The following is a 20,871-nucleotide window of genomic DNA, read 5'->3' as shown; positions in this document are numbered from 1 at the left end:
GCTCGACCCCCTCGGTGACGGGGCTCGACGGCCCCAGAGTCTTGACACGCGTTCATGTTTCAGGACGGACTCTCGACAGAGAGACCGCGCCCGTAGGGCTTTAACGGTACCTGCTTCCGTGGCCATACGGTACGCCGCCCGCGTCTTGCGCCCCGGTGCAGGGCCAGTGGGGAGCCCCGTCCCCGCTGGTCAACTGCGATTTTAACCTCTTCTGGGCGGACGACCCGCCGACCGGCGTGAGACTTGTCTCCTGCCGGTCGGCGGGCCGTCCGCGTACGCGTCAGCGACCGCGCGCCTCGGCCATCCGCTGCTCGGCGATCCGGTCGGCCGCCGCGGCGGGCGGAATCCCGTCCGCCTTCGCACGTGCGAATATTTCCAGCGTGGTGTCGAAGATCTTCGTCGCCTTCGCCTTGCACCGGTCGAAGTCGAACCCGTGCAGCTCGTCGGCGACCTGGATCACGCCGCCGGCGTTGACCACGTAGTCGGGGGCGTAGAGGACCGACCGGTCGGCCAGGTCCTTCTCGACACCCGGGTGGGCCAGCTGGTTGTTGGCCGCGCCGCACACCACCTTCGCCGTGAGCACCGGAACGGTCGCGTCGTTGAGCGCGCCGCCGAGCGCGCAGGGCGCGTAGATGTCGAGGCCCTCGATGCGGATCAGCGTCTCGGTGTCGGCCACCACGGTGACCTCGGGGTGCAGATCGGTGATCCGGCGCACCGACTCCTCGCGGACGTCGGTGATCACGACCTCGGCCCCGTCGGAGAGCAGGTGCTCGACGAGGTGGTGGCCCACCTTGCCGACCCCGGCGACGCCGACCTTGCGGCCGCGCAGCGTCGGGTCGCCCCACAGGTGCTGGGCCGAGGCCCGCATGCCCTGGAAGACACCGAACGCCGTGAGGACGGAGGAGTCGCCGGCGCCGCCGTTCTCGGGGGAGCGGCCGGTGGTCCAGCGGCACTCCCGGGCGACGACGTCCATGTCGGCGACGTAGGTGCCGACATCGCAGGCGGTGACGTAGCGGCCGCCGAGCGAGGCGACGAACCGGCCGTAGGCCAGGAGGAGTTCCTCCGTCTTGATCTTCTCCGGGTCGCCGATGATGACGGCCTTGCCACCACCGTGGTCGAGCCCGGCCAGGGCGTTCTTGTACGACATCCCGCGCGACAGGTTCAGCGCGTCGGCGACGGCCTCGGCCTCGGTGGCGTACGGGTAGAAGCGGGTGCCGCCGAGGCCGGGGCCCAGGGCGGTGGAGTGGAGGGCGATGACGGCCTTGAGGCCGGTGGCACGGTCCTGGCAGATCACGACTTGCTCGTGACCCCCCTGATCCGAGTGGAACAGGGTGTGCAGGACGCCGTTGGTCACATCGGTCACTGTGGTGACTCCCAAATAACGAAGCGGCGGAGGCTTTCCTAGGGGTGGGGAGAGCCCCGGACCGACCGGCACGGCCGGTCCGATGGGCAAGAGCGTAAGTCCTCCGGCGGCGCGGATCTGCCCCCGTGCGGAGGATCACCCCCTGGGGGTGTACGCGCGTGGCACGATGCGCTGCATGTCGGTGGTGTCTTCAGTGGTCGTCCCTTACACGTCCTACCTCCGGGTGTACGAGCCGCTCGCCGCCTTCGCGGAGCCCGAGCGCAGTCACTGGGCCCGTTACGCCCAGCGCCCGGTGCTGCCCACCGCCCAGGACGAACTGCGCCGCTCACTGGCCGACCTGGTGCCGACCCCGCCGGTCGGGGTGCCCGTCCACGAGAGCGGTGACGCGTTCGTGGCGGAGCTGGACGGGGTGCTGTGCGTCTGCCCGTGGCGGACCCGGCTGCGGGGGTGGCTCGCACTGGAGGAGCTGGAGGGGCCGGGGGAAGTGGGGGGAATGTTTCCGGCCAACGTGCTGGACGTCCTGCTGCCCGCCGTGGTGCGGGACCAGGCGCGGGCGGACCACGAGCGCTGGCAGCGGCACAACCCGGACGCGCGGCCGTGGATCCGCACCACGGTGTGGCAGGTCCCGGTGCGCTGGTTCGTCCTCTTCCGCGACGAGGAGCGGGAGTACGCGGCGGCGGACGGCGAGGGCGGGGAGCCGGTGCTGCGCTACCGCACGCCGATGGTGGAGGCCCGGCGCCGGCTGGCCCGGGGGCTGCGGACGCTGCGCGAGAGCGTCGCCCAGGGCCCGCTCACCGAGGGGCTCGTGGATGTGGGGCGCTGGCTGGAGGAGTTCCATCCGCGCTCGCTCGTGGAGCTCGACTACGGCGGTCTGGTGCACGCGCTCTCCGCGGAGCAGCTCGCCGGGGACCGGTCGGCGGCGGATGTGGCGGAGGGGCTCGCCGCGCTGGGCACCGGCGACAGCGAGGGCGCCGGAGAGGCGTACGCGCGGCTCGCGGAGCGGTGGCGGGCGGTCCGGGACCGCCAGTTCACCAACTGACCGGCCCGTCGGTCGGCCCGTTCACCAATTGACGTGAAAAGGCCCACAGCGGCATCAACGTGATGGAACCGGGGCATCCTTCATCCAGGACGGACCGGAAGTCGGACCGGGCGGGAAGGAGGGGTGCGGGAGTCCGGCGGAGGAGCCGGCCGGATCGCCAGGGCGGAGGCCGCGAAGGGCGGCTGACGGGCCGTGAACCTGCGTCCCGTGTGGCACGTGGGGTGGGTGAGGCGGAAGAGTACGCCTCATGAGCCGGGACCTACGTCCCGAACCGGGCCTTTGCCTCAAGCGTGATGGATAGCACTAACGGGGCCCTTGCGCTCATCCCTACTCCTCGTGCCAAAATAGGACAAGGAGTCCGGGGAGGGCTCCTTCTGTCCAAGTAAGGGCGGAATGCTCAGCATTGCACGCTATGGGGGGTCTGATGACTCCTGATCGCTCTGTGACTGATCGTCACGGTGGTGTGACTGTCCGCTATGGCATGGTCCATCGGCTTCCGTCGCTGATGAACACCTGGGAGGGCAATTCCATCGGTTTGGCCGACGCGGCTGGACGGATGGTGTAGTTGTAGTGCCGAGGACAAGCCGTTCGTCCTATAACCGACTCGGCCCGCGTCCGCCATTTCGGGCAACGCGGGTCAAGGTGCAGAATTTAGAGGAAAGAACCGAGAAGGTTCGGTTCTCCCGAGGAGGCCGCTCATGACCGCTCGCACCCCTGATGCCGAGCCGCTGCTGACCCCGGCTGAGGTTGCCACGATGTTCCGCGTGGACCCGAAGACGGTCACCCGTTGGGCCAAGGCTGGCAAGCTCACGTCCATCCGCACGCTCGGTGGACATCGCCGGTACCGCGAGGCAGAGGTCCGCGCACTGCTTGCGGGTATTCCGCAGCAGCGCAGCGAGGCCTGACACACCCCTGTCGCGCAGCGCAGCAGCAGTAACAGCATCACAACCGGGCAGTCGTCAGGTCCCCCAACCTCCGGCCGCCCATACATAGCTCCATTCGACGGACGCCTGCCCCAACGGGCGTCATACCTGTGTACGGGTGCGTCGTTTCGATCGCGCTGGACTCCGCCGGGTCCAGCGCGATCTTTTTATGTCCCGGCACCCTGGGCCGGCAGCGTCCCGCCGGGCCTCTCGTGCCCCCGTAAGCCGCTCGTACACCCTCGGAGGGGTCCGCGGACGGGTGACCGATAACCGGGTGGTCGGTCGGCTTCCAGGCCTTCCAGGGCCCGTCGGTGGATCGCCCCGCCGCCCGTCCCGGCGCCCTTCGTGGGTCTGTGAGCGGGTCTGTGCGGGAGTGTGGGTGAGCGTCCCGGACTCGGTGGGACAGCCCCGGACGGAACGGTCCGGCCGAACGCTCGGGCCGGTGCAATTGCACATATTAAATTCGCCAGTTGTAGGACAGGCGTAAAGTGCCCCGGTCTGAAAACTCTTTCGGTGACACCCGTCACACTGCCGGATGCTTGCCAACTACGAGCCTGCCACTGTCCGGACGCGGAATCATCCGGCCGATGGTCATGAAGCGGCGGGCCTTTCGTCCTCGCCCCCGTCCGGCTCCGCGGCGGCGCCTTCCGCGGCCGCGGGGCTTCCGGTGCGATTCCGGGGCTCCTGCGGCTCGTACGGGGCCCCTGGAGCCGCTCCGGACGCCCGCGCCTCCCGGTCGCCGTCCCCGGGCTCCATGGCGAGGCGCAGCAGCCGGTGGCAGACGGGGCAGTGGCGGGTGAGGTGCCCGTAGCCGTAGGCGGCCGCCAGATGGGCGCGGAGCAGTGCGCGGGTCTCATGTCGTGCTGTGGACGCGGACATACGAGCCACCTCCCGGTGAGCCCGGCCGTCCCCCGCCTTAGGAAGCGCCGAGGGAAACAGGGACAGCCTCTGCTCTACGGGGTACCCGTGGCGGGAGGAGCCGTCAAGAGTGCGAGGAGCCGTCAAGACGCGAGAAAGCCCGGATCATTTCGATCCGGGCTTTCTTCTACTGCGGTCCTGACGGGATTTGAACCCGCGGCCTCCACCTTGACAGGGTGGCGAGCACTCCAAACTGCTCCACAGGACCAGGTTTTCGCTGCTGCCTTGCGGCTGGCTGCGAAACCAGACTGTACAGGAGGTGGGAGGCCCAGGTCGACTTCACTCCTGGTGGTGACACCGTCACCGCCGCACAGGCCTCCCGCAGGCCCCCGGGTCAGGGCGCGAGGGCGTCGATCGCCTTCACGATCCGCTTGTCGGAGACCGGGAAGGCGGTGCCCAGCGCGTGTGCGAAGTAGCTGACCCGCAGCTCCTCGATCATCCAGCGGACGTCGAGCACCTCCTGTCCCACCGGCCGTCCCTGCGGGAGCTGTTCGAGCAGCCACGCGTACTCGTCCTGCATCTCGTGGACCTTCGCCATCCGCGTGGTGTCCCGCTGGACGGCCGTCGGCATCTGCTGGAGCCGCCGGTCGGCCGCGACGAGGTACCGCATCAGGTCGGGCAGCCGGCGCAGTCCGGTGGCCGTAACGAAACCGGACGGTACGAGTCTGGCCAGCTGCTCTCGTACGTCGGTGACGTTGGCCACCAGCGTCAGGCTGTTGGTCGACTTCAGCCGCCGCTCGCAGGCCTGCCAGGCGGCCAGGATCTGCTGCACCTGGTCGATCGTGCGGACGGTCAGGTCCACCAGATCGGCGCGCACCTTGTCGTACAGCGTCCGGAACGCCTTCTCGTCCCACGCCGGGCCGCCGTGCGCGGCGATCAGCCGGTCGGCGGCGGCGGTGGCGCAGTCCTCGAAGAGGACCTGGACCGAGCCGTGCGGATTGCGGGAGAGGGCCAGCTTCTGCTGGTTGGAGAGCCGGTCGGAGGCGAACTTCGCGGGGTTGACCGGGATGTTCAGCATGATCAGCCGCCGGGTCCCGCGCCACATGGCCTGCTGCTGCTCGGCCTCGGTGTCGAAGAGCCTTACGGCCACCGTCTCGCCCATGTCCACGAGGGCCGGATACGCCTTGACCGGCTGCCCGGCCCGCCGGGTCTCGAAGACCTTGTTCAGCGAGCCGATCGTCCAGTCCGTGAGGCCCGAGCGCTCGATGGACTCGCCGGAGGGCCCCGCGGTCGCCGCAGCGGCCTTGGAGAGCGCCTGGCGTGCCTTCGGGCGCAGCTGGAGCTTGAGCGCCTCCAGGTCCTTGTCCTCGGCGACCTTGCGCCGCCGCTCGTCGACGATCCGGAACGTGATCTTCAGGTGGTCCGGGACCCGGGAGAGGTCGAAGTCGTCCGCCGTGACCGGCACGCCGACCATCCGCTGGAGCTCCCGCGCCAGGGTGAACGGCAGCGGCTCCTGCAGCGGGACCGCCCGGTCGAGGAACTTGTCCGCGTAGTTCGGCGCGGGGACGTAGTGCCGGCGGATCGGCTTCGGCAGCGAGCGGATCAGCTCGGTGACGACCTCCTCGCGCAGCCCCGGGATCTGCCAGTCGAAGCCCTCCGAGGTGACCTGGTTGAGCACCTGGAGCGGGATGTGGACGGTCACACCGTCCGCGTCCGCACCGGGCTCGAACTGGTACGTCACCTTGAACTTGAGCTTCCCCTGCCGCCAGGAGTCCGGGTAGTCGTCCTTGGTGACGGCCCCGGCCTTCTCGTTGATCAGCATGGAGCGCTCGAAGTCGAGCGCGTCCGGCTCCTCGCGCTTCTTGTCCTTCCACCACGAGTCGAAGTGCGCCCCGGAGACGATGTGCTCCGGAATCCGCTGGTCGTAGAAGTCGAAGAGCGTCTCGTCGTCCACGAGGATGTCGCGCCGCCGGGCGCGGTGCTCCAACTCCTCGACCTCGCCGAGGAGTTTGCGGTTGTCGTGGAAGAACTGGTGGTGGGTGCGCCAGTCGCCCTCGACCAGGGCGTTGCGGATGAACAGGTCCCGCGAGGCCTCCTGGTCGATACGGCCGAAATTGACCTTGCGCTGGGCGATGATCGGCACGCCATAGAGCGTGACCCGCTCGTACGCCATCACCGCGGCCTGGTCCTTCTCCCAGTGCGGCTCGCTGTAGGTGTGCTTCAGCAGGTGCTGCGCCAGCGGCTCGATCCACTCGGGCTCGACCCTGGCGTTGACCCGCGCCCAGAGCCGGGAGGTCTCCACCAGCTCCGCCGACATCACGAACCGCGGCTGCTTCTTGAAGAGCGCCGACCCGGGGAAGACCGCGAACTTGGCGTTGCGCGCGCCCACGTACTCGTTCTTCTCGGTGTCCTTCAGACCGATGTGCGACAGCAGCCCGGACAGCAGCGAGGTGTGCACCGCCTGCTCCGGGATGGACTCCTCGCCCTTGGGCTCCTCGACGGCGATGCCCATCTGCTTCGCGACCGTACGCAGCTGCGCGTAGATGTCCTGCCATTCGCGGATGCGCAGGAAGTTCAGATACTCCTGCTTGCACATCCGGCGGAACGAGGACGAGCCACGCTCCTTCTGCTGCTCCCGGACATAGCGCCAGAGGTTGAGGTATGCCAGGAAGTCGGACGTCTCGTCCTTGAACCGGGCGTGCTGCTGGTCGGCCTGCGTCTGTTTCTCCGCGGGCCGCTCGCGCGGGTCCTGGATGGAGAGCGCGGCGGCGATGACCATGACCTCGCGGGCGCAGCCGTTCTTGTCGGCCTCGATGACCATGCGGGCCAGGCGCGGGTCGACGGGCAGCTGGGAGAGCTTGCGGCCGAGCGGGGTGAGCCGCTGCCCCTTCTTCCCCTCCCCGGCGGACTTCTCGCCCTGCTCCAGCGCCCCCAGCTCCTGGAGGAGCTGCACGCCGTCACGGATGTTGCGGTGGTCCGGCGGGTCGATGAACGGGAACTTCTCGATCTCGCCGAGTCCGGCGGCGGTCATCTGGAGGATGACGGAGGCCAGGTTGGTCCGCAGGATCTCCGGATCGGTGAACTCCGGCCGGGTGAGGAAGTCGTCCTCGGAGAACAGCCGGATGCAGATGCCGTCCGACGTACGGCCGCAGCGGCCCTTGCGCTGGTTGGCGCTGGCCTGCGAGATCCGCTCGATGGGCAGCCGCTGGACCTTGGTGCGGTGGCTGTAGCGGGAGATACGGGCGTTGCCCGGGTCGATCACGTACTTGATGCCGGGGACGGTCAGCGAGGTCTCGGCGACGTTCGTCGCCAGCACGATGCGGCGTCCCGTGTGGCGCTGGAACACGCGGTGCTGCTCGGCGTGCGAGAGGCGCGCGTAGAGGGGGAGCACCTCGGTATGTCTGAGGTTGCGCTTGTTCAGCGCGTCCGCCGTGTCCCGGATCTCGCGCTCGCCGGAGAGGAAGACCAGGACGTCACCCGGCGCCTCGTGGCTCAGCTCGTCGACGGCGTCGCAGATCGCGGTGATCTGGTCGCGGTCGGAGTCCTCGCTGTCGTCTTCGAGCAGCGGGCGGTAGCGGACCTCCACCGGATACGTACGCCCGCTGACCTCCACGATCGGCGCCTTGCCGAAGTGGCGCGCGAACCGCTCCGGGTCGATGGTCGCCGAGGTGATGACGACCTTCAGGTCCGGGCGCTTGGGCAGCAGCCGGGCCAGATAGCCGAGCAGGAAGTCGATGTTGAGGGACCGCTCGTGGGCCTCGTCGATGATGATCGTGTCGTACGCCAGCAGCTCGCGGTCCGTCTGGATCTCGGCGAGCAGGATGCCGTCCGTCATCAGCTTCAGATACGTCGACTCCGGGTTCACCTGGTCGGTGAAGCGGACCTTCCAGCCGACGGTCTCGCCCAGCGGCGTCTTCAGCTCGTCCGCGACGCGCTCCGCGACCGTGCGCGCGGCGATCCGGCGGGGCTGGGTGTGCCCGATCATGCCCCGGACCCCGCGCCCCAGCTCCATACAGATCTTGGGGATCTGCGTGGTCTTCCCGGACCCGGTCTCACCGGCGACGATCACGACCTGGTGGTCGCGTATCGCCTCCAGGATCTCGTCCTTCTTCTGGCTGACCGGCAGCTCTTCCGGGTACGACAGGGCCGGCAGCCGGGCCGCGCGCACCGCGAGCCGTTCGGCCGCCTTGCCCGCCTCGGCCGCGATCTCGTCCAGCACGGACTGGCGGGCCTCGGGCTTGCGGATGCGGCGCGCTCCTTCGAGGCGCCGGCCGAGCCGGTTCGCGTCACGGAGCGAGAGCTGTCCGAGCTGGGACTGGAGATCGGCAAAGGAAGTAGACATACGGATCCCAGGATCTCACCCGGGCCCGAGGAGTGGCGACCTCATTTCGCGCGGACTGCGTCACGCGGGCAGCGCGCGTGGCAGGTGACCGATGCGGCGGCGCGCGTACGAGCCGGTGACCGATGCGGCGGGCGTGGTCACGGCGCGTACCATTTCGGGCAGTCGAACGCTCAGCCCGGCCCCAGCGCGAGAAAGGCCCGTCCCGTGTCCCGTACGCAGTGGTGCTGCCTGACGGCGCTGCTCGCGATCGTGATGGGGCTGCTGTGCGGGCCGCTGGGCGCGGCTTCTTCCTATGCCGACGCGTCGCCCCCTGAGGCTGCCGCGGTCACTGTCAGGGGAGCGGCGACGGCCGCGGAGGCCGCCCAGGCCCCCGTCATGGAGGCCCTCGACGCCGGCACCCCGGTCCCCGGCTGCCGGGAGCCCGGCGACCACGACAGCGAGCCCGCCGTCCCGACCCGGGCCCGCGCCGCGCACGACCAGGCCCCCGGCCTCGCCCCGTGGGGGCTGCCCGCCGCGACGGGCGCCCTGCCGGCCGAGCCGCCGCCGGGGATACGGGTCCGGGCCCCGGTCCCCGCCACACCGACCCCCGTAGAGCTCTCCGTGCTGCGGGTGTAGGCCGGGCAAACCGCCCGACCCGCACCTTTCCCTTTCCTTCCGCACCACCAGCACGGAGTGCCGCATGCCCACGCCCAAGAAGCCCCTGCCCAAGAAGCCCCTGCCCAAGAAGTCCCCGTCCGCGTCCGGGAGCACGAAGTCCTCCTCCCGTAAGCCCCTCGTCTACGGCGCGGTGATCGTCGCCGCCGCCGCTCTCCTCGGCTTCGCCTCCTACAAAGCCACCGCCCCCGGCGGCTCCACCGCCAACACCTCCACCACCCCGGCCGCCGAGGTCTCCGCCGATCCGCAGGCGGGCGTCTACCCCGAGCTCACGAAGCTGGCCCGCCGCGACGCGGGCGACAAGCTGGCGGTCGGCCGGGCCGACGCCCCCGTCGTCCTGATCGAGTACGCCGACTTCAAGTGCGGCTACTGCGGGAAGTTCGCCCGGGACACCGAGCCCGAACTGATCGAGGAGTACGTCGAGGACGGGACGCTGCGCATCGAGTGGCGCAACTTCCCGATCTTCGGCGAGGAGTCCGAGAACGCCGCCCGAGCGGCCTGGGCCGCCGGGCAGCAGGACCGCTTCTGGGAGTTCCACGCGGCCGCCTACGCCGAAGGGGTGAAGGAGAAGGGGTTCGGCAAGGACCGGATCAAGGCCCTCGCACAGGAGGCCGGGGTCAAGGACCTGGCCCGGTTCATGAAGGACCTGGACGGCCCCGACGCCCGCGCCGCCGTCGCGAAGGACCAGGAGCAGGGGTACGGGATCGGCGCCACGTCCACCCCGTCGTTCCTGATCAACGGCCGCCCGATCGCGGGGGCGCAGCCGAAGGAGACGTTCACGCAGGCCATCGAGACGGCGGCGGAGCAGGCGAAGACCACCGGCAAGGCAGGCAGCGACGCGTCCGAAGGCGCCGGGGACTCCGCCAAGTGACGCCGGACATCGGCTACTTCGCGGCCTTCCTCGGCGGGCTGCTCGCCCTGGTCAGCCCGTGCAGCGCGCTGCTGCTCCCGGCCTTCTTCGCGTACTCCATCGACTCCACCTCGCGCCTGCTGGCCCGGACCGGCATCTTCTACGCCGGGCTCGCCACCACCCTCGTCCCGCTCGGCGCCGCCGGTTCGTACGCGGGCAGGCTCTTCTACGGCCACCGCGACGCCCTGGTGACGGGCGCGGGCTGGCTGATCATCGTGCTCGGCGTCGCCCAGATCGTCGGCCTCGGCTTCGCCTCCCGGCGCATCGCCGCCCTCAGCGGCCGCATCCGCCCCACCACCGCGTTCTCCGTCTACGCCCTGGGCGCGGTCTACGGACTCGCGGGCTTCTGCGCGGGCCCGATCCTCGGCAGCGTCCTGACCGTGGCGGCGGTCAGCGGCAGCCCGGTCTACGGGGGGCTGCTGCTGGCGGTCTACGCGCTCGGGATGGCCGTACCGCTCTTCGTGCTCGCCCTGCTCTGGGAGCGGTTCGACCTCGGCCGCCGCACCTGGCTGCGGGGCAGGACCGTCCGGCTCGGCCGGTTCGAGCTGCACACCACGTCACTGCTCTCGGGCCTGTTCTTCGTCGGGCTCGGCGCGCTCTTCCTCGTCTACGACGGGACGACCGCGCTGCCGGGACTGCTGGGGGTCGACGCCTCGTTCGCGGTCGAGCAGTGGGCGCAGAAGGTGGGCGAACGGGTGCCGGACGCGGTGCTGCTGGGGGCCGTGGTGCTTGTGGTGCTGGGGGTTCTCGGCGTACGGGCCTGGCGGCGACGCGCGGGCCGGCCGCAGGAGGAGCCGGCGGAGAAGGAGACCGAGAAGGTGTGAGAACGGCGAAGGCCCCGTCCAGAGGACGGGGCCTTCGAGAGGTGGCTGGGGCCGGGATCGAACCGGCGACCTATCGCTTTTCAGGCGATCGCTCGTACCAACTGAGCTACCCAGCCACGCAGCCGCTGGGGCTGCAGCGGTCCTGACGGGATTTGAACCCGCGGCCTCCACCTTGACAGGGTGGCGAGCACTCCAAACTGCTCCACAGGACCAAGCAATGTGCGAAACAAGTCTCGCACACGGTGAAACGTGCCCCCAACGGGATTCGAACCCGTGCTACCGCCTTGAAAGGGCGGCGTCCTGGGCCACTAGACGATGAGGGCTATTGGCCCGCCTGTTCGCTTTGCAGCGCGTCGGGGACGTGAGAAGCATATGGGATGGGTGGAGCTATCGCCAAAACGGTTTACGGCGAGGGCGTCGGCCGGGCCGGAGAGCGTGTCGGGGAGGGCGTGGGGGCCGGGGAGGAGGGGGCGTCCTTCTTCAGGTTCTCCTCCGGAAGATGGCGGCTGACCTCGGCGGTCGTCAGCCCGAGGCCGCCGAGCGTGATCTCGTCCCAGGCCTGGAGGCGGCGGGTCGAGCGGTCCAGGTAGAGCACCGAGGCGCGCACCTTCTCGGGCTTGTCGTTCTGCACCGCGCGCAGTCCGCCGCCGCCCGTGGAGCCCTCCACCTTCAGCCGCGTACCGCCCTTCAGCTTTTCGTTGATCCGGTTGTGGAGGTGGCCCGCGAGGACCAGCGGAACCGTGCCGTCGGTCTGCCGGGCGGTGTTCGGGTCGTGGGCGACCGCGATGTCGACCGGGGTGCCGGCCTGCTCCTGGTCACGGAGGGAGGTCGCGAGGCGCATCCCCTCCAGCTCGGCGGCCGCCCTGCCTCCGACGGGTTTGGTGCGGTCGGGGGTGAACTGGGCGTCTCCGGTGCCGGCGATCCGCAGCCCGGCCACGTCCACGGTCCGGCCGTCGTCCAGGACGCGTACGTTCCGGAACTTCTCCAGGTAGGCCTGCGTGACCATCGAGTCGTGGTTGCCGCGCACCCAGACGTACGGCGCCCCGAGGTCGCGGATCGGGTCGAGGAAGCCGTTCTCGGCGGCTGAGCCGTGGTCCATCGTGTCGCCGGAGTCGATGATCACGTCGATCTCGTACTGCTCGACGAGCGAGGCGATGATGTGCCAGGCCGCCGGGTTCAGGTGGATGTCGGAGACGTGCAGGGCGCGGATGGTCCCGGGGTCCGGCTGGTAGACGGGGAGCGTGGAGGTGGCGTCGTACAGCCGGGTGACGTTGGTGACCAGGCGGGCCAGTTCCTGCTGGTAGATGTCGAACTCGGTGACGATCGAGCGGGCGTCGCCGACGAGGGACGGGGCGCTGGATAGCAGCCCGGAGAACTTGGGCTCCAGGACGGACTTCGGGTTCCAGGTGGCGTACGCGCTGACGCCCGATGCGGCCAGCAGGGTCAGGGCGAGCCCGCCGGCGGCCAGGGCGCGGCGCGGGCGGCGGTAGACGACGAGGCCGAGCGCGGTCGCCCCGGAGATCACGGCGACGCAGGAGCGCACGGCCAGCTCCCGGGTGCCGGCGGCGACATCCCGGGTGACCTCGTCCTGGAGGCCGGAGAACCGTTCCGGCTGGTCCACCAGGGCCTGGGAGCGCACCGGGTCGAGGCGGTCCACGTCCACGTCGAGGCGGAGCGGGGCGATGTGCGAGTCCAGCTCCAGGGCGCCGAGCGGGGACACGTTGATCTTGCTGCCGCCGGTGAGGGACGGGCGCAGGGTCATGTTGGTGTCCATGGGGCCGACCGGCGTACGGATGGACCCCACGGCGAGCAGTCCGAGCCAGGCCCCGATCACGACGACGGCGAGCATGGAGAGGGCCCGGACGTACGGCTTCGGGGCGGAGCCCGTCAGGTCGCCGGGGGTAAGAGCGGTGGTGCGGGCGGCGGACTTCGGGCGGGTGAACCGGGTGAGGCGGTGCCGGACGCGGTCGGCTGCGGCACGGAACGGGACGCGGACCATTGGGCCCGTATGCCCCGGTACGGCCCCGCCCATGCGGGGCGGCGGGCGCGGAGTGGATCAGGTCCCGCCCGCGCGGGGGATCAGGTCCGGCCCGCGGAGTGGATCAGGAGCGGCCGCCACCTGCCCGCGGCGGGCCCCCGTACGTGACAATGGCGGGGTGCTGGAGATGACGCGGGAGCAGTTCGAGGAGCTGGTGAGCCAGGCTCTGGACCGGATTCCGCCGGAGCTGATGCGGCTGATGGACAACGTGGCGGTCTTCGTCGAGGACGAACCGGAGCCCGGCGACCCCGACCTGCTCGGGCTCTACGAGGGCACTCCGCTCACCGACCGCGGTGAGTGGTACGCCGGGGTGCTGCCGGACCGGATCACCATCTACCGGGGCCCGACCCTGCGGATGTGCGAGACCCACGAGGACGTCGTGGCCGAGACCGAGATCACCGTGGTGCACGAGATCGCCCACCACTTCGGCATCGACGACGAGCGGCTGCACGCCCTGGGTTACGGGTGAGCGACGCGTCGCCGGTCCTCCCGCCGCCCGGACCGCCCGCCGCCCCGCAGGCGCGGGTGCTGGGCGCGGTCGCGGCGGGCGGCGCGCTCGGCGCACTCGCGCGGTACGGGGCCCTGGTGCTGTGGCCGGCCGCCGGGGGCGGCTTCCCGTGGACGGTGTTCGCGGTCAACGTGAGCGGCTGCGCCCTCATCGGCGTCCTGATGGTGCTGACCGTCGAGCGGGGCCGCGTGACCCACCCGATGGTCCGCCCCTTCCTGGGGGTCGGCGTCCTCGGCGGGTTCACGACCTTCTCGACGTACGCGGCCGATGTCTCGGGCCTGCTGGTGCGTCAGGAGCTCGCGGTGGCCCTCGCGTACATGGCGGCGACGGTCGTGGCGGCGCTGGCGGCCGTCTGGGCCGGGGCGGTGGTGACGCGGCGGCTGCTGGACCGGGGCGTGCCTGACGTACGTGACGGGGAGCGTGCGGCGTGAACTGGCTGCTGGTGGTGATCGGCGGGGCGGTCGGCGCGCCCCTGCGCTATCTGACGGACCGGGCGGTGCAGACGCGTCAGGGGCCCGGCGTCGCGTACGTCTTCCCCTGGGGCACCTTCACGGCCAACGCGGCGGGCAGCCTGCTGCTCGGGATCCTGACCGGGGCCGCGGTCTCCTCCCCGGTGCACGCCCTGCTGGCGACGGGGCTGTGCGGGGCGCTGACGACGTATTCGACGTTCTCCTACGAGACCCTGCGCCTGGCCGAGACGGGCCGGGCCTTCCTCGCCGCGGCCAACGTGGTGGCGTCGCTGCTGACGGGGCTGGGGGCGGTGTTCCTGGGGGCGGAACTGGCGGGCGGGTTCGGGGGGTAGGGGGTTCCCGCCGGGGCGGGCGGCGTTTCGGGCGTGTCTCCGGCGGGGTCCGGGGAGTTGGGCACGGCACGACACCACCGCGTACGGCGTGCTCCGTGAGGAAGGCGCCGTACGGCTCGTTCCGCTCTCCGCCCCGCCCCCTCGCCCCGGAGGTGCCACCCGTGCGCCACTCGTCCGTCCCTGTCCGTTGGGCAGCCGTCACCGCGCTGACGATCGCCGCGTCCACCGGCTGTATGAGCGTCGGCGACGACGGCGCCAGGCCGGGGCCCTCGCGCTCCTCCGACCCGAAGGGCCAGGCCGTCGAGCCGAACGGTGAGACGGTCTCCGGATCCGGCGGGGCCGGGCACCGGGGCGGCGACGCCCACCCTCACTCGGACTCCGACCGGAAGAACCCCGGGGGCCGGCCGAGCCCGGAGGCGTCCGGCGCTGTGCCGTCGGCCACACCGAAGGGCCCGCGCCCCGAACCCGGCGCCCCGCAGCCCTCGCGCCCCGGTCATCCGCCGGCCCCGACGCCGTCCACGCCGGGCCCGGGGGAGCCGCCGCCGGTCGTGCCGGAACCGCCGACTCCGCCGCCCACCCCCGACCCGGGTCCGGACCCCGAGCCGGAGCCCACCGAACCCTCCGAACCACCCCCCTCCGCGTCGCCCGCCGCGCAGCTGCGGACACAGGCGATGGGCGGTGCGGAGGAGAGCCGGCCGTTGCGGACTCCGGAGGCATCACCGCAGGTGGGGCCGGTGTAGCGGGGCGCTCGGAGAGGCCGGGTTGCGCAATGTGGGTGAGAGTGCGTATGGTGGTAGATCGCTTGATCCCATTGCCCGGCGCCGACACAGAAGAGCGCCGTGTGGCGCGTACTCTCCCTTGCCGTGGCTGGACCGCATTGAGGCGGTCGAAATTGCGAATCACGGAGTTACGGGCGCGTGCCGAGACTCCGGAAGGTTTCGCATTTCGCATGTCAATTTCCAGTTCTGACCACACCGTCATGCCCGAGAACATCGACAACGCCGAGCTCACCGAGCTCATCGAGGCCGCTGTGACCGAGGCCCCGGCCGGCGCCACCGCCGCAGCCGAGCAGGCTCCGGTGGCCGACCAGGCTCCGGTGGCCGAGAAGGCCGCCGAGAAGTCCGTCGCCGACTTCATCGCGGACCAGCCGGCCGAGGTCTCCACCAAGACCGAGACCGTCGAGGTTCTTGAGACCGACGCGGCCGACGAGACCGACACGGCCCCCGAGGCCGACGCCGAGATCGACGCCGAGATCGACGCCGAGCCCACCGTCACCTTCGGCTCGCTGGGCCTGCCCGACGGCATCGTCCGCAAGCTCGCGCAGAACGGTGTGACCGCCCCCTTCCCGATCCAGGCGGCGACCATCCCGGACGCCCTGGCCGGCAAGGACATCCTCGGCCGAGGCCGTACGGGCTCCGGCAAGACGCTCTCCTTCGGCCTGCCGCTGCTGGCCACGCTCTCCGGTGGCTCCACCGAGAAGAAGAAGCCGCGCGGCATCATCCTCACCCCGACCCGTGAGCTCGCGATGCAGGTCGCGGACGCGCTGCAGCCTTACGGCGACGTGCTCGGCCTCAAGATGAAGGTCGTCTGCGGCGGTACGTCGATGGGCAACCAGATCTACGCGCTGGAGCGCGGTGTCGACGTCCTCGTCGCCACCCCGGGCCGGCTGCGCGACATCATCAACCGGGGCGCCTGCTCCCTGGCGAACGTCCAGGTCGCCGTCCTCGACGAGGCCGACCAGATGTCCGACCTGGGCTTCCTGCCCGAGGTCACCGAGCTGCTCGACCAGATCCCCGGTGGCGGTCAGCGGATGCTCTTCTCCGCCACCATGGAGAACGAGATCGGCACGCTGGTCAAGCGTTACCTCTCCAACCCGGTGACGCACGAGGTCGACAGCGCCCAGGGCAACGTCACGACCATGTCGCACCACGTCCTCGTCGTGAAGCCGAAGGACAAGGCGCCGGTCACGGCCGCGATCGCCGCCCGCAAGGGCCGCACGATCATCTTCGTCCGCACCCAGCTGGGCGCCGACCGCATCGCCGAGCAGCTCATCGAGTCCGGCGTGAAGGCCGACGCGCTGCACGGCGGCATGACCCAGGGCGCCCGTACGCGGGTCCTGGAGGACTTCAAGAAGGGTTACGTCAACGCGCTCGTCGCGACCGACGTGGCCGCCCGCGGTATCCACGTGGACGGCATCGACCTGGTCCTGAACGTGGACCCGGCCGGTGACCACAAGGACTACCTGCACCGCTCGGGCCGTACCGCCCGCGCCGGCAAGTCCGGTGTGGTCGTCTCGCTGGCGCTCCCGCACCAGCGCCGCCAGATCTTCCGCCTGATGGAGGACGCGGGCGTCGACGCCTCGCGCCACATCGTCCAGGGCGCGGGCGTCTTCGAGCCGGAGGTCGCCGAGATCACCGGCGCCCGTTCGCTCACCGAGGTCCAGGCCGACTCCGCGAACAACGCCGCCAAGCAGGCCGAGCGCGAGGCCGCCGACCTGACGAAGCAGCTGGAGCGCGTCCAGCGCCGCGCCGTCGAGCTCCGCGAGGAGGCCGACCGCCTGGTCGCCCGTGCCGCGCGCGAGCGGGGCGACGACCCGGAGGCGGCGGTGGCCGAGGTGGCCGCCGAGGCCGAGGCCGCCCTCGTGGCAGCCGTGTCCGTGCCGGAGCAGCCGGCCGCCCGTGACGAGCAGCGCCGCGACGAGCGGGGCAACTACGAGCGCCGCGACAACCGCGGTGGCGACCGTGGCGGCTACCGCGGCGGCAACGACCGCCGTGACGACCGCCCGTCCGGTGGTTTCCGCTCCGGTGGCAGCAGCGACCGTCGGGACGACCGTGGTGGCCGTCCGTTCGAGCGTCGTGACAACGACCGTCCGGCGTTCAACCGTGACCGCCGTGACGAGCGCCCCTCGGGTGGCTCCGGTGGCTTCCGCTCCGGCGGCAGCAGCGACCGTCGGGACGACCGTGGTGGCCGTCCGTTCGAGCGTCGTGACAACGACCGTCCGGCGTTCAACCGTGACCGCCGTGACGAGCGCCCCTCGGGTGGCTCGGGTGGCTTCCGCTCCGGCGGCAGCGACCGCCCCTCGGGTGGTTTCCGCTCCGGTGGCAGCAGCGACCGTCGGGACGACCGTGGTGGCCGTCCGTTCGAGCGTCGTGACAACGACCGTCCGGCGTTCAACCGTGACCGCCGTGACGAGCGCCCCTCGGGTGGCTCCGGTGGCTTCCGCTCCGGCGGCAGCGACCGCCCGTTCAACCGTGACCGTCGTGACGACCGCCCCGCGGGCGGCTTCCGCTCGGGTGGCACCGACCGCCCGACCGGCCGTCGTGACGAGCACCGCGGCGCCAACACCGGCGCCAACACCGGCACCAACACCGGTTCCTTCGGCCGCCGCGACGACAAGCCGCGCTGGAAGCGCAACGGCTGACCACCGCCCAGCCGCTGACAAGCAGCTGAGCACGTCCGCCTGACAGACCGGCAGGGCCCGTACGCCACCGAACCGACTCGGTGACGTACGGGCCCTGTTGCTGTTCCCGGGAGGCCCCGCCTCCCGGGGTGCCGCGACCCCCACCAAGGCCGCATCTCGCCGCGAAAGGGACGCTATGGGGGGCGCGACAGGGCCCGACACCGATACCGGATCGGCTGCCGGGACCGGGCGGGCTATGCTCGTGGGTGATGTGACCGGGGCCGTTAGCTCAATTGGTCAGAGCAGCGGACTTTTAATCCGTTGGTTGTGGGTTCGAGTCCCACACGGCCTACCCGGAGCGGGGCCGGGTGCAAGCCCGTGACCCGTGAACGAGCGCCTTCGTCCGGCCCAGGCCGGACGAAGGCGCTTCGACGTTCCTGGGCTCAGGCGCCGCTCACCCCGAGTCCGGTCCAGGCCCGGCGCGGGCCGTGGGAAAAGTGGTCGGACCTGCCGCTCCGATGGCGTAGAGTTGTGTTTACCGACGCGGGGTGGAGCAGCTCGGTAGCTCGCTGGGCTCATAACCCAGAGGTCGCAGGTTCAAATCCTGTCCCCGCTACTGAAGGCCCGGGCCCGGCACGCACAGCGTGCCGGGCCCGAGTCGTTTCCTGGGGCCGGCACGGATGTTCGGGCTTGACCTTGACGCAACGTAAAGATCTAGCGTTTCCGGCATGGAGTGGTCCATCCAGGAAATCGCCAGAAAGGCCGGCACCACGAGCCGCACGCTCCGGCACTACGGGGACCTCGGTCTCCTGGCGCCGAGCCGGGTCGGGAGCAACGGCTACCGCTACTACGACCAGGACGCCCTCGTCCGGCTGCAGCGCATCCTGCTGCTGCGGGAGCTGGGGCTGTCGCTGCCCGCCATCAAGGGCGTACTGGAGGGGCAGCGGGACACGGCGGTGGCGTTGCGGGCGCATCTGCGGCTGCTCGAACAGGAACAGGCGCGCATCGGGCGGCAGATCGCCTCGGTGCGGACCACTCTCCACAAGACCGAGGAGGGGATGGAACTCATGGCCGACGAAGTGTTCGACGGTTTCGACCACACCGCCCACGAGCGGGAGGTGACCGAGCGCTGGGGCCGCGAAACGTACGAGGAGGGCGACCGGTGGTGGCGTTCGCTGGGGGAGGCCGGGAAGAAGGCGTTCCTGGACGAGCACGAAGCCATCGCGCGTGACTGGGGGCGGGCCAGGGAGGCCGGGCTCGGTGCGGACAGTGAGCAGGCGCAGGACATCGCTCGGCGGCACTGCGCGTGGCTGTCGTCGTCCAAGGCGCCGAGCCGGTCGTACGTGATCGGGCTCGGTGAGATGTATGTCGCCGATCCGCGCTTCGGAAAGAACTACGATCGCTACGGGGACGGCACCGCCGCCTTCGTACGGGATGCACTGACGATCTACGCGGAACAACGGCTCACCGACTGACCGCGGGGAGCGGCGTTCCCGGCCGCTTCCCCCTATTTGGCCGATGACGAGTCGCCGCACGGCGCGGCTCCGGGAAGCCTGGACGGGGCGCGGTACCGTCCGCAGCCGTGGCCGGACCGGGCAGGAGTACACAAGGTGGGGATGGCGGAGAAGGGGCGCGGACGCGTGACGGGGAGCTTCGGCGTCCCGGGGCGCGGCATGTCCGGCTCCACGGGCCGGGGGAAGCCGGTGGTGGCCCGGAGCGCCGGTACCCGGCGGTTCGTCCGGCTGCTTCCGGTGCTGCTGATCGGCGGCGGGCTCCTCTTCGACTCGCTCGCCCCGCCCAACTTCACCGCCGTGCCCCTGTTCGTGGCCGCGCCGCTGATCGCCGCGCCCTTCTTCTCGCTGGCCAGTACGGTCCGTACGGGCGTGGCCGCCGTCCTCTCGGTCATCGCGATGCGGCTCTCCGACGGCACGTCCACCCAGGTCGTCCCGGTCATCGAGATGATCACCGTGCTCACCGCCGCGGCCCTGGCCCTCGTCATCAACGGGGTCGTGCGCCGCAGCAACGAGCAGCTGGCCTCGGCGCGGGTCATCGCGGAGACCGCCATGCGGGCCGTGCTGCCGACCCCGGCGGAGCGGATCGGCGGGCTGCAAGTGGCCGCGCGGTACGAGGCGGCGCAGGCGGACGAGTTCGTCGGCGGGGACCTGTTCGCGGTGGCGGACACCCCGTACGGCGTACGCCTGGTCGTCGGTGACGTGCGCGGCAAGGGGCTGGACGCCGTGGAGGCGGTGGCCGTGATCATCGGGGCGTTCCGGGAGGCCGCCGAGCAGGAGCGGTCCCTGGAGGGCGTGGCCCAGCGGCTGGAGCGGGCGCTCGCACGGGAGGGGACGCGGCGGTACGGGCTGGACGCCATGGAGGGGTTCATCACCGCCGTACTGGCCGAGATCCCGCCCGGTTCGGCCTCGCTGCGGCTGGTCAACCGCGGTCACCCGGAGCCCATCCTGCTGCACGCGGACGGGGCCCTGGAGGTCCTCGCGCCCAGCGTGCCCGCGATGCCGCTGGGGATGGACCTCGGGGTGTGGCCCGATCGCTCCGACGAGTGGGAGCTGCCCGCCGGTTCGACGCTGCTCGCCTTCACGGACGGCCTCTCCGAGGCGCGGGACGCGAACGGGGCCTTCTACGACCCGGCGGCCCGGCTGCGCGGCCGGATCTTCCCCGGCCCCGAGGAGCTGCTCTCGGCGCTCACCGACGACGTACGGCTGCACACCGGGGGCCGGTCGACGGACGACATGGCGCTGCTCGCGGTGAGCCGGCCGGCGGAGGGACAGCCGCCGCGGCGGACGACGGTGAAGATCGTGGGCCGGGGCGATGACACGGTGCGTAACTGAAGAGCACCACTCCGCATAACATTTGACACACCATCAGAAAAAGAGGTGTGGGTGAGTGGTCGTCAAGTCGTCCGATTCGGGCCGCTTGTGGACGGTAAGTCCCCGTCGGAGCCGTTAATGATCAACAAGAACAGCTTGGAATCGGGCCCGTCTGTCTATTAACGTTCGATAACGCAGCGCGGTCGTCCCAGCCGTCGTCAGAGACGGCGCCGTGCGCGAGCGCCGAATCCCGCAAGGGAACCGGGGAACCACCTACATGGGGTGAATCGGACGCCTGCGTCTCGTGAGAGGCGGAGGGGCCCGTAGGAGACCTTCCTGCTCCGAACCCGTCAGCTAACCCGGTAGGCGAGAAGGAAGGAAAGGA

General features: G+C 70.9%; 16 protein-coding genes, 6 tRNA genes and 1 riboswitch. Of the genes, 14 read left to right on the top strand and 8 right to left on the bottom strand.

Annotated elements, in window-relative coordinates; all coding sequences use genetic code 11:
- Positions 1–280: 280 nt before the first annotated feature.
- Entirely contained in the window at positions 281–1,363 is a 1,083-nt protein-coding gene (locus ACK8N7_RS17120; protein ID WP_403218152.1) for a Leu/Phe/Val dehydrogenase, read from the bottom strand.
- 175 nt (positions 1,364–1,538) lie between these two features.
- On the opposite strand from ACK8N7_RS17120, the gene ACK8N7_RS17115 reads away from it, so the two are divergent.
- Both ACK8N7_RS17115 and bldC read left to right on the top strand, forming a co-directional pair.
- Complete coding sequence (locus ACK8N7_RS17115) at positions 1,539–2,402, top strand: DUF8083 family protein (protein WP_403218153.1); 864 nt, start codon at positions 1,539–1,541, stop codon at positions 2,400–2,402.
- Between the two features lie 698 nt (positions 2,403–3,100).
- Positions 3,101–3,307, top strand: a complete 207-nt coding sequence (gene bldC / locus ACK8N7_RS17110) for a developmental transcriptional regulator BldC (protein WP_003949541.1) — start codon at positions 3,101–3,103, stop codon at positions 3,305–3,307.
- A gap of 609 nt (positions 3,308–3,916) precedes the next feature.
- Here bldC and ACK8N7_RS17105 read toward each other — a convergent pair.
- The 3 genes from ACK8N7_RS17105 to hrpA all read right to left on the bottom strand — a co-directional run bounded on the left by ACK8N7_RS17105 (position 3,917) and on the right by hrpA (position 8,525).
- A complete protein-coding gene (locus tag ACK8N7_RS17105; RefSeq protein ID WP_403218154.1) occupies positions 3,917–4,204 on the bottom strand; it encodes a DUF6274 family protein in 288 nt (95 codons plus the stop codon).
- A gap of 172 nt (positions 4,205–4,376) precedes the next feature.
- Positions 4,377–4,451, bottom strand: a tRNA-Asp gene (locus ACK8N7_RS17100).
- Positions 4,452–4,577: 126 nt separating this feature from the next.
- Positions 4,578–8,525, bottom strand: coding sequence for an ATP-dependent RNA helicase HrpA (gene hrpA / locus ACK8N7_RS17095; RefSeq protein WP_403218155.1), 3,948 nt, complete (start codon positions 8,523–8,525; stop codon positions 4,578–4,580).
- 204 nt (positions 8,526–8,729) lie between these two features.
- Here hrpA and ACK8N7_RS17090 point away from each other — a divergent pair, with 204 nt between their 5' ends.
- The 3 genes from ACK8N7_RS17090 (at position 8,730) to ACK8N7_RS17080 (ending at position 10,913) form a co-directional block, all read left to right on the top strand.
- Positions 8,730–9,140, top strand: coding sequence for a hypothetical protein (locus ACK8N7_RS17090; RefSeq protein WP_403218156.1), 411 nt, complete (start codon positions 8,730–8,732; stop codon positions 9,138–9,140).
- A gap of 64 nt (positions 9,141–9,204) precedes the next feature.
- A complete protein-coding gene (locus tag ACK8N7_RS17085; RefSeq protein WP_403218157.1) occupies positions 9,205–10,050 on the top strand; it encodes a DsbA family protein in 846 nt (281 codons plus the stop codon).
- A complete protein-coding gene (locus ACK8N7_RS17080) occupies positions 10,047–10,913 on the top strand; it encodes a cytochrome c biogenesis CcdA family protein (RefSeq protein ID WP_403218158.1) in 867 nt (288 codons plus the stop codon). The genes ACK8N7_RS17085 and ACK8N7_RS17080 overlap by 4 nt, the downstream gene beginning before the upstream one ends.
- 42 nt (positions 10,914–10,955) lie before the next feature.
- Here the strand turns inward: ACK8N7_RS17080 and ACK8N7_RS17075 are convergent.
- The 4 genes from ACK8N7_RS17075 to ACK8N7_RS17060 form a co-directional block, all read right to left on the bottom strand.
- Positions 10,956–11,029 (bottom strand) — tRNA-Phe (locus ACK8N7_RS17075).
- Between the two features lie 21 nt (positions 11,030–11,050).
- Positions 11,051–11,125: transfer RNA gene (locus ACK8N7_RS17070), tRNA-Asp, on the bottom strand.
- A 38-nt stretch (positions 11,126–11,163) separates the two neighbouring features.
- Positions 11,164–11,236 (bottom strand) — tRNA-Glu (locus ACK8N7_RS17065).
- A gap of 80 nt (positions 11,237–11,316) precedes the next feature.
- Complete coding sequence (locus tag ACK8N7_RS17060; RefSeq protein ID WP_403218159.1) at positions 11,317–12,912, bottom strand: metallophosphoesterase family protein; 1,596 nt, start codon at positions 12,910–12,912, stop codon at positions 11,317–11,319.
- Positions 12,913–13,069: 157 nt separating this feature from the next.
- Here ACK8N7_RS17060 and ACK8N7_RS17055 point away from each other — a divergent pair, with 157 nt between their 5' ends.
- From ACK8N7_RS17055 to ACK8N7_RS17015, 9 genes are all read left to right on the top strand, one after another.
- On the top strand, positions 13,070–13,420 hold the full coding sequence (locus ACK8N7_RS17055) for a metallopeptidase family protein (protein WP_015610126.1): 351 nt from the start codon (positions 13,070–13,072) through the stop codon (positions 13,418–13,420).
- The gene (locus ACK8N7_RS17050) at positions 13,417–13,890 is read left to right on the top strand and encodes a FluC/FEX family fluoride channel (RefSeq protein ID WP_500443053.1); all 474 of its coding nucleotides are present in this window, start codon (positions 13,417–13,419) and stop codon (positions 13,888–13,890) included. The genes ACK8N7_RS17055 and ACK8N7_RS17050 overlap by 4 nt, the downstream gene beginning before the upstream one ends.
- Complete coding sequence (locus tag ACK8N7_RS17045) at positions 13,887–14,261, top strand: fluoride efflux transporter FluC (protein ID WP_500443051.1); 375 nt, start codon at positions 13,887–13,889, stop codon at positions 14,259–14,261. Before ACK8N7_RS17050 ends, ACK8N7_RS17045 begins: the two co-directional genes overlap by 4 nt.
- Before the next feature lie 161 nt (positions 14,262–14,422).
- A complete protein-coding gene (locus ACK8N7_RS17040) occupies positions 14,423–15,001 on the top strand; it encodes a hypothetical protein (RefSeq protein WP_403218162.1) in 579 nt (192 codons plus the stop codon).
- Between the two features lie 239 nt (positions 15,002–15,240).
- Entirely contained in the window at positions 15,241–17,682 is a 2,442-nt protein-coding gene (locus ACK8N7_RS17035; protein WP_500443049.1) for a DEAD/DEAH box helicase, read from the top strand.
- A 257-nt stretch (positions 17,683–17,939) separates the two neighbouring features.
- A tRNA-Lys gene (locus ACK8N7_RS17030) sits at positions 17,940–18,013 on the top strand.
- Positions 18,014–18,203: 190 nt separating this feature from the next.
- Positions 18,204–18,277 (top strand) — tRNA-Met (locus ACK8N7_RS17025).
- Positions 18,278–18,389: 112 nt separating this feature from the next.
- Positions 18,390–19,136: a MerR family transcriptional regulator gene (locus tag ACK8N7_RS17020; protein ID WP_403218164.1), complete on the top strand. Its 747-nt coding sequence runs from the start codon at positions 18,390–18,392 to the stop codon at positions 19,134–19,136.
- A gap of 198 nt (positions 19,137–19,334) precedes the next feature.
- Positions 19,335–20,507: a PP2C family protein-serine/threonine phosphatase gene (locus ACK8N7_RS17015; protein ID WP_043974643.1), complete on the top strand. Its 1,173-nt coding sequence runs from the start codon at positions 19,335–19,337 to the stop codon at positions 20,505–20,507.
- Between the two features lie 210 nt (positions 20,508–20,717).
- Positions 20,718–20,869: riboswitch (cyclic di-AMP (ydaO/yuaA leader) on the top strand.
- Positions 20,870–20,871 lie beyond the last annotated feature (2 nt).

Origin of the sequence: Streptomyces griseobrunneus (assembly GCF_046713465.1) — a bacterium.
Taxonomy (GTDB): Bacteria; Actinomycetota; Actinomycetes; order Streptomycetales; family Streptomycetaceae; genus Streptomyces; species Streptomyces microflavus.
The sequence above is the reverse complement of the archived record's forward strand: the minus strand, read 5'-3'. Positions and strand labels throughout refer to the sequence as shown.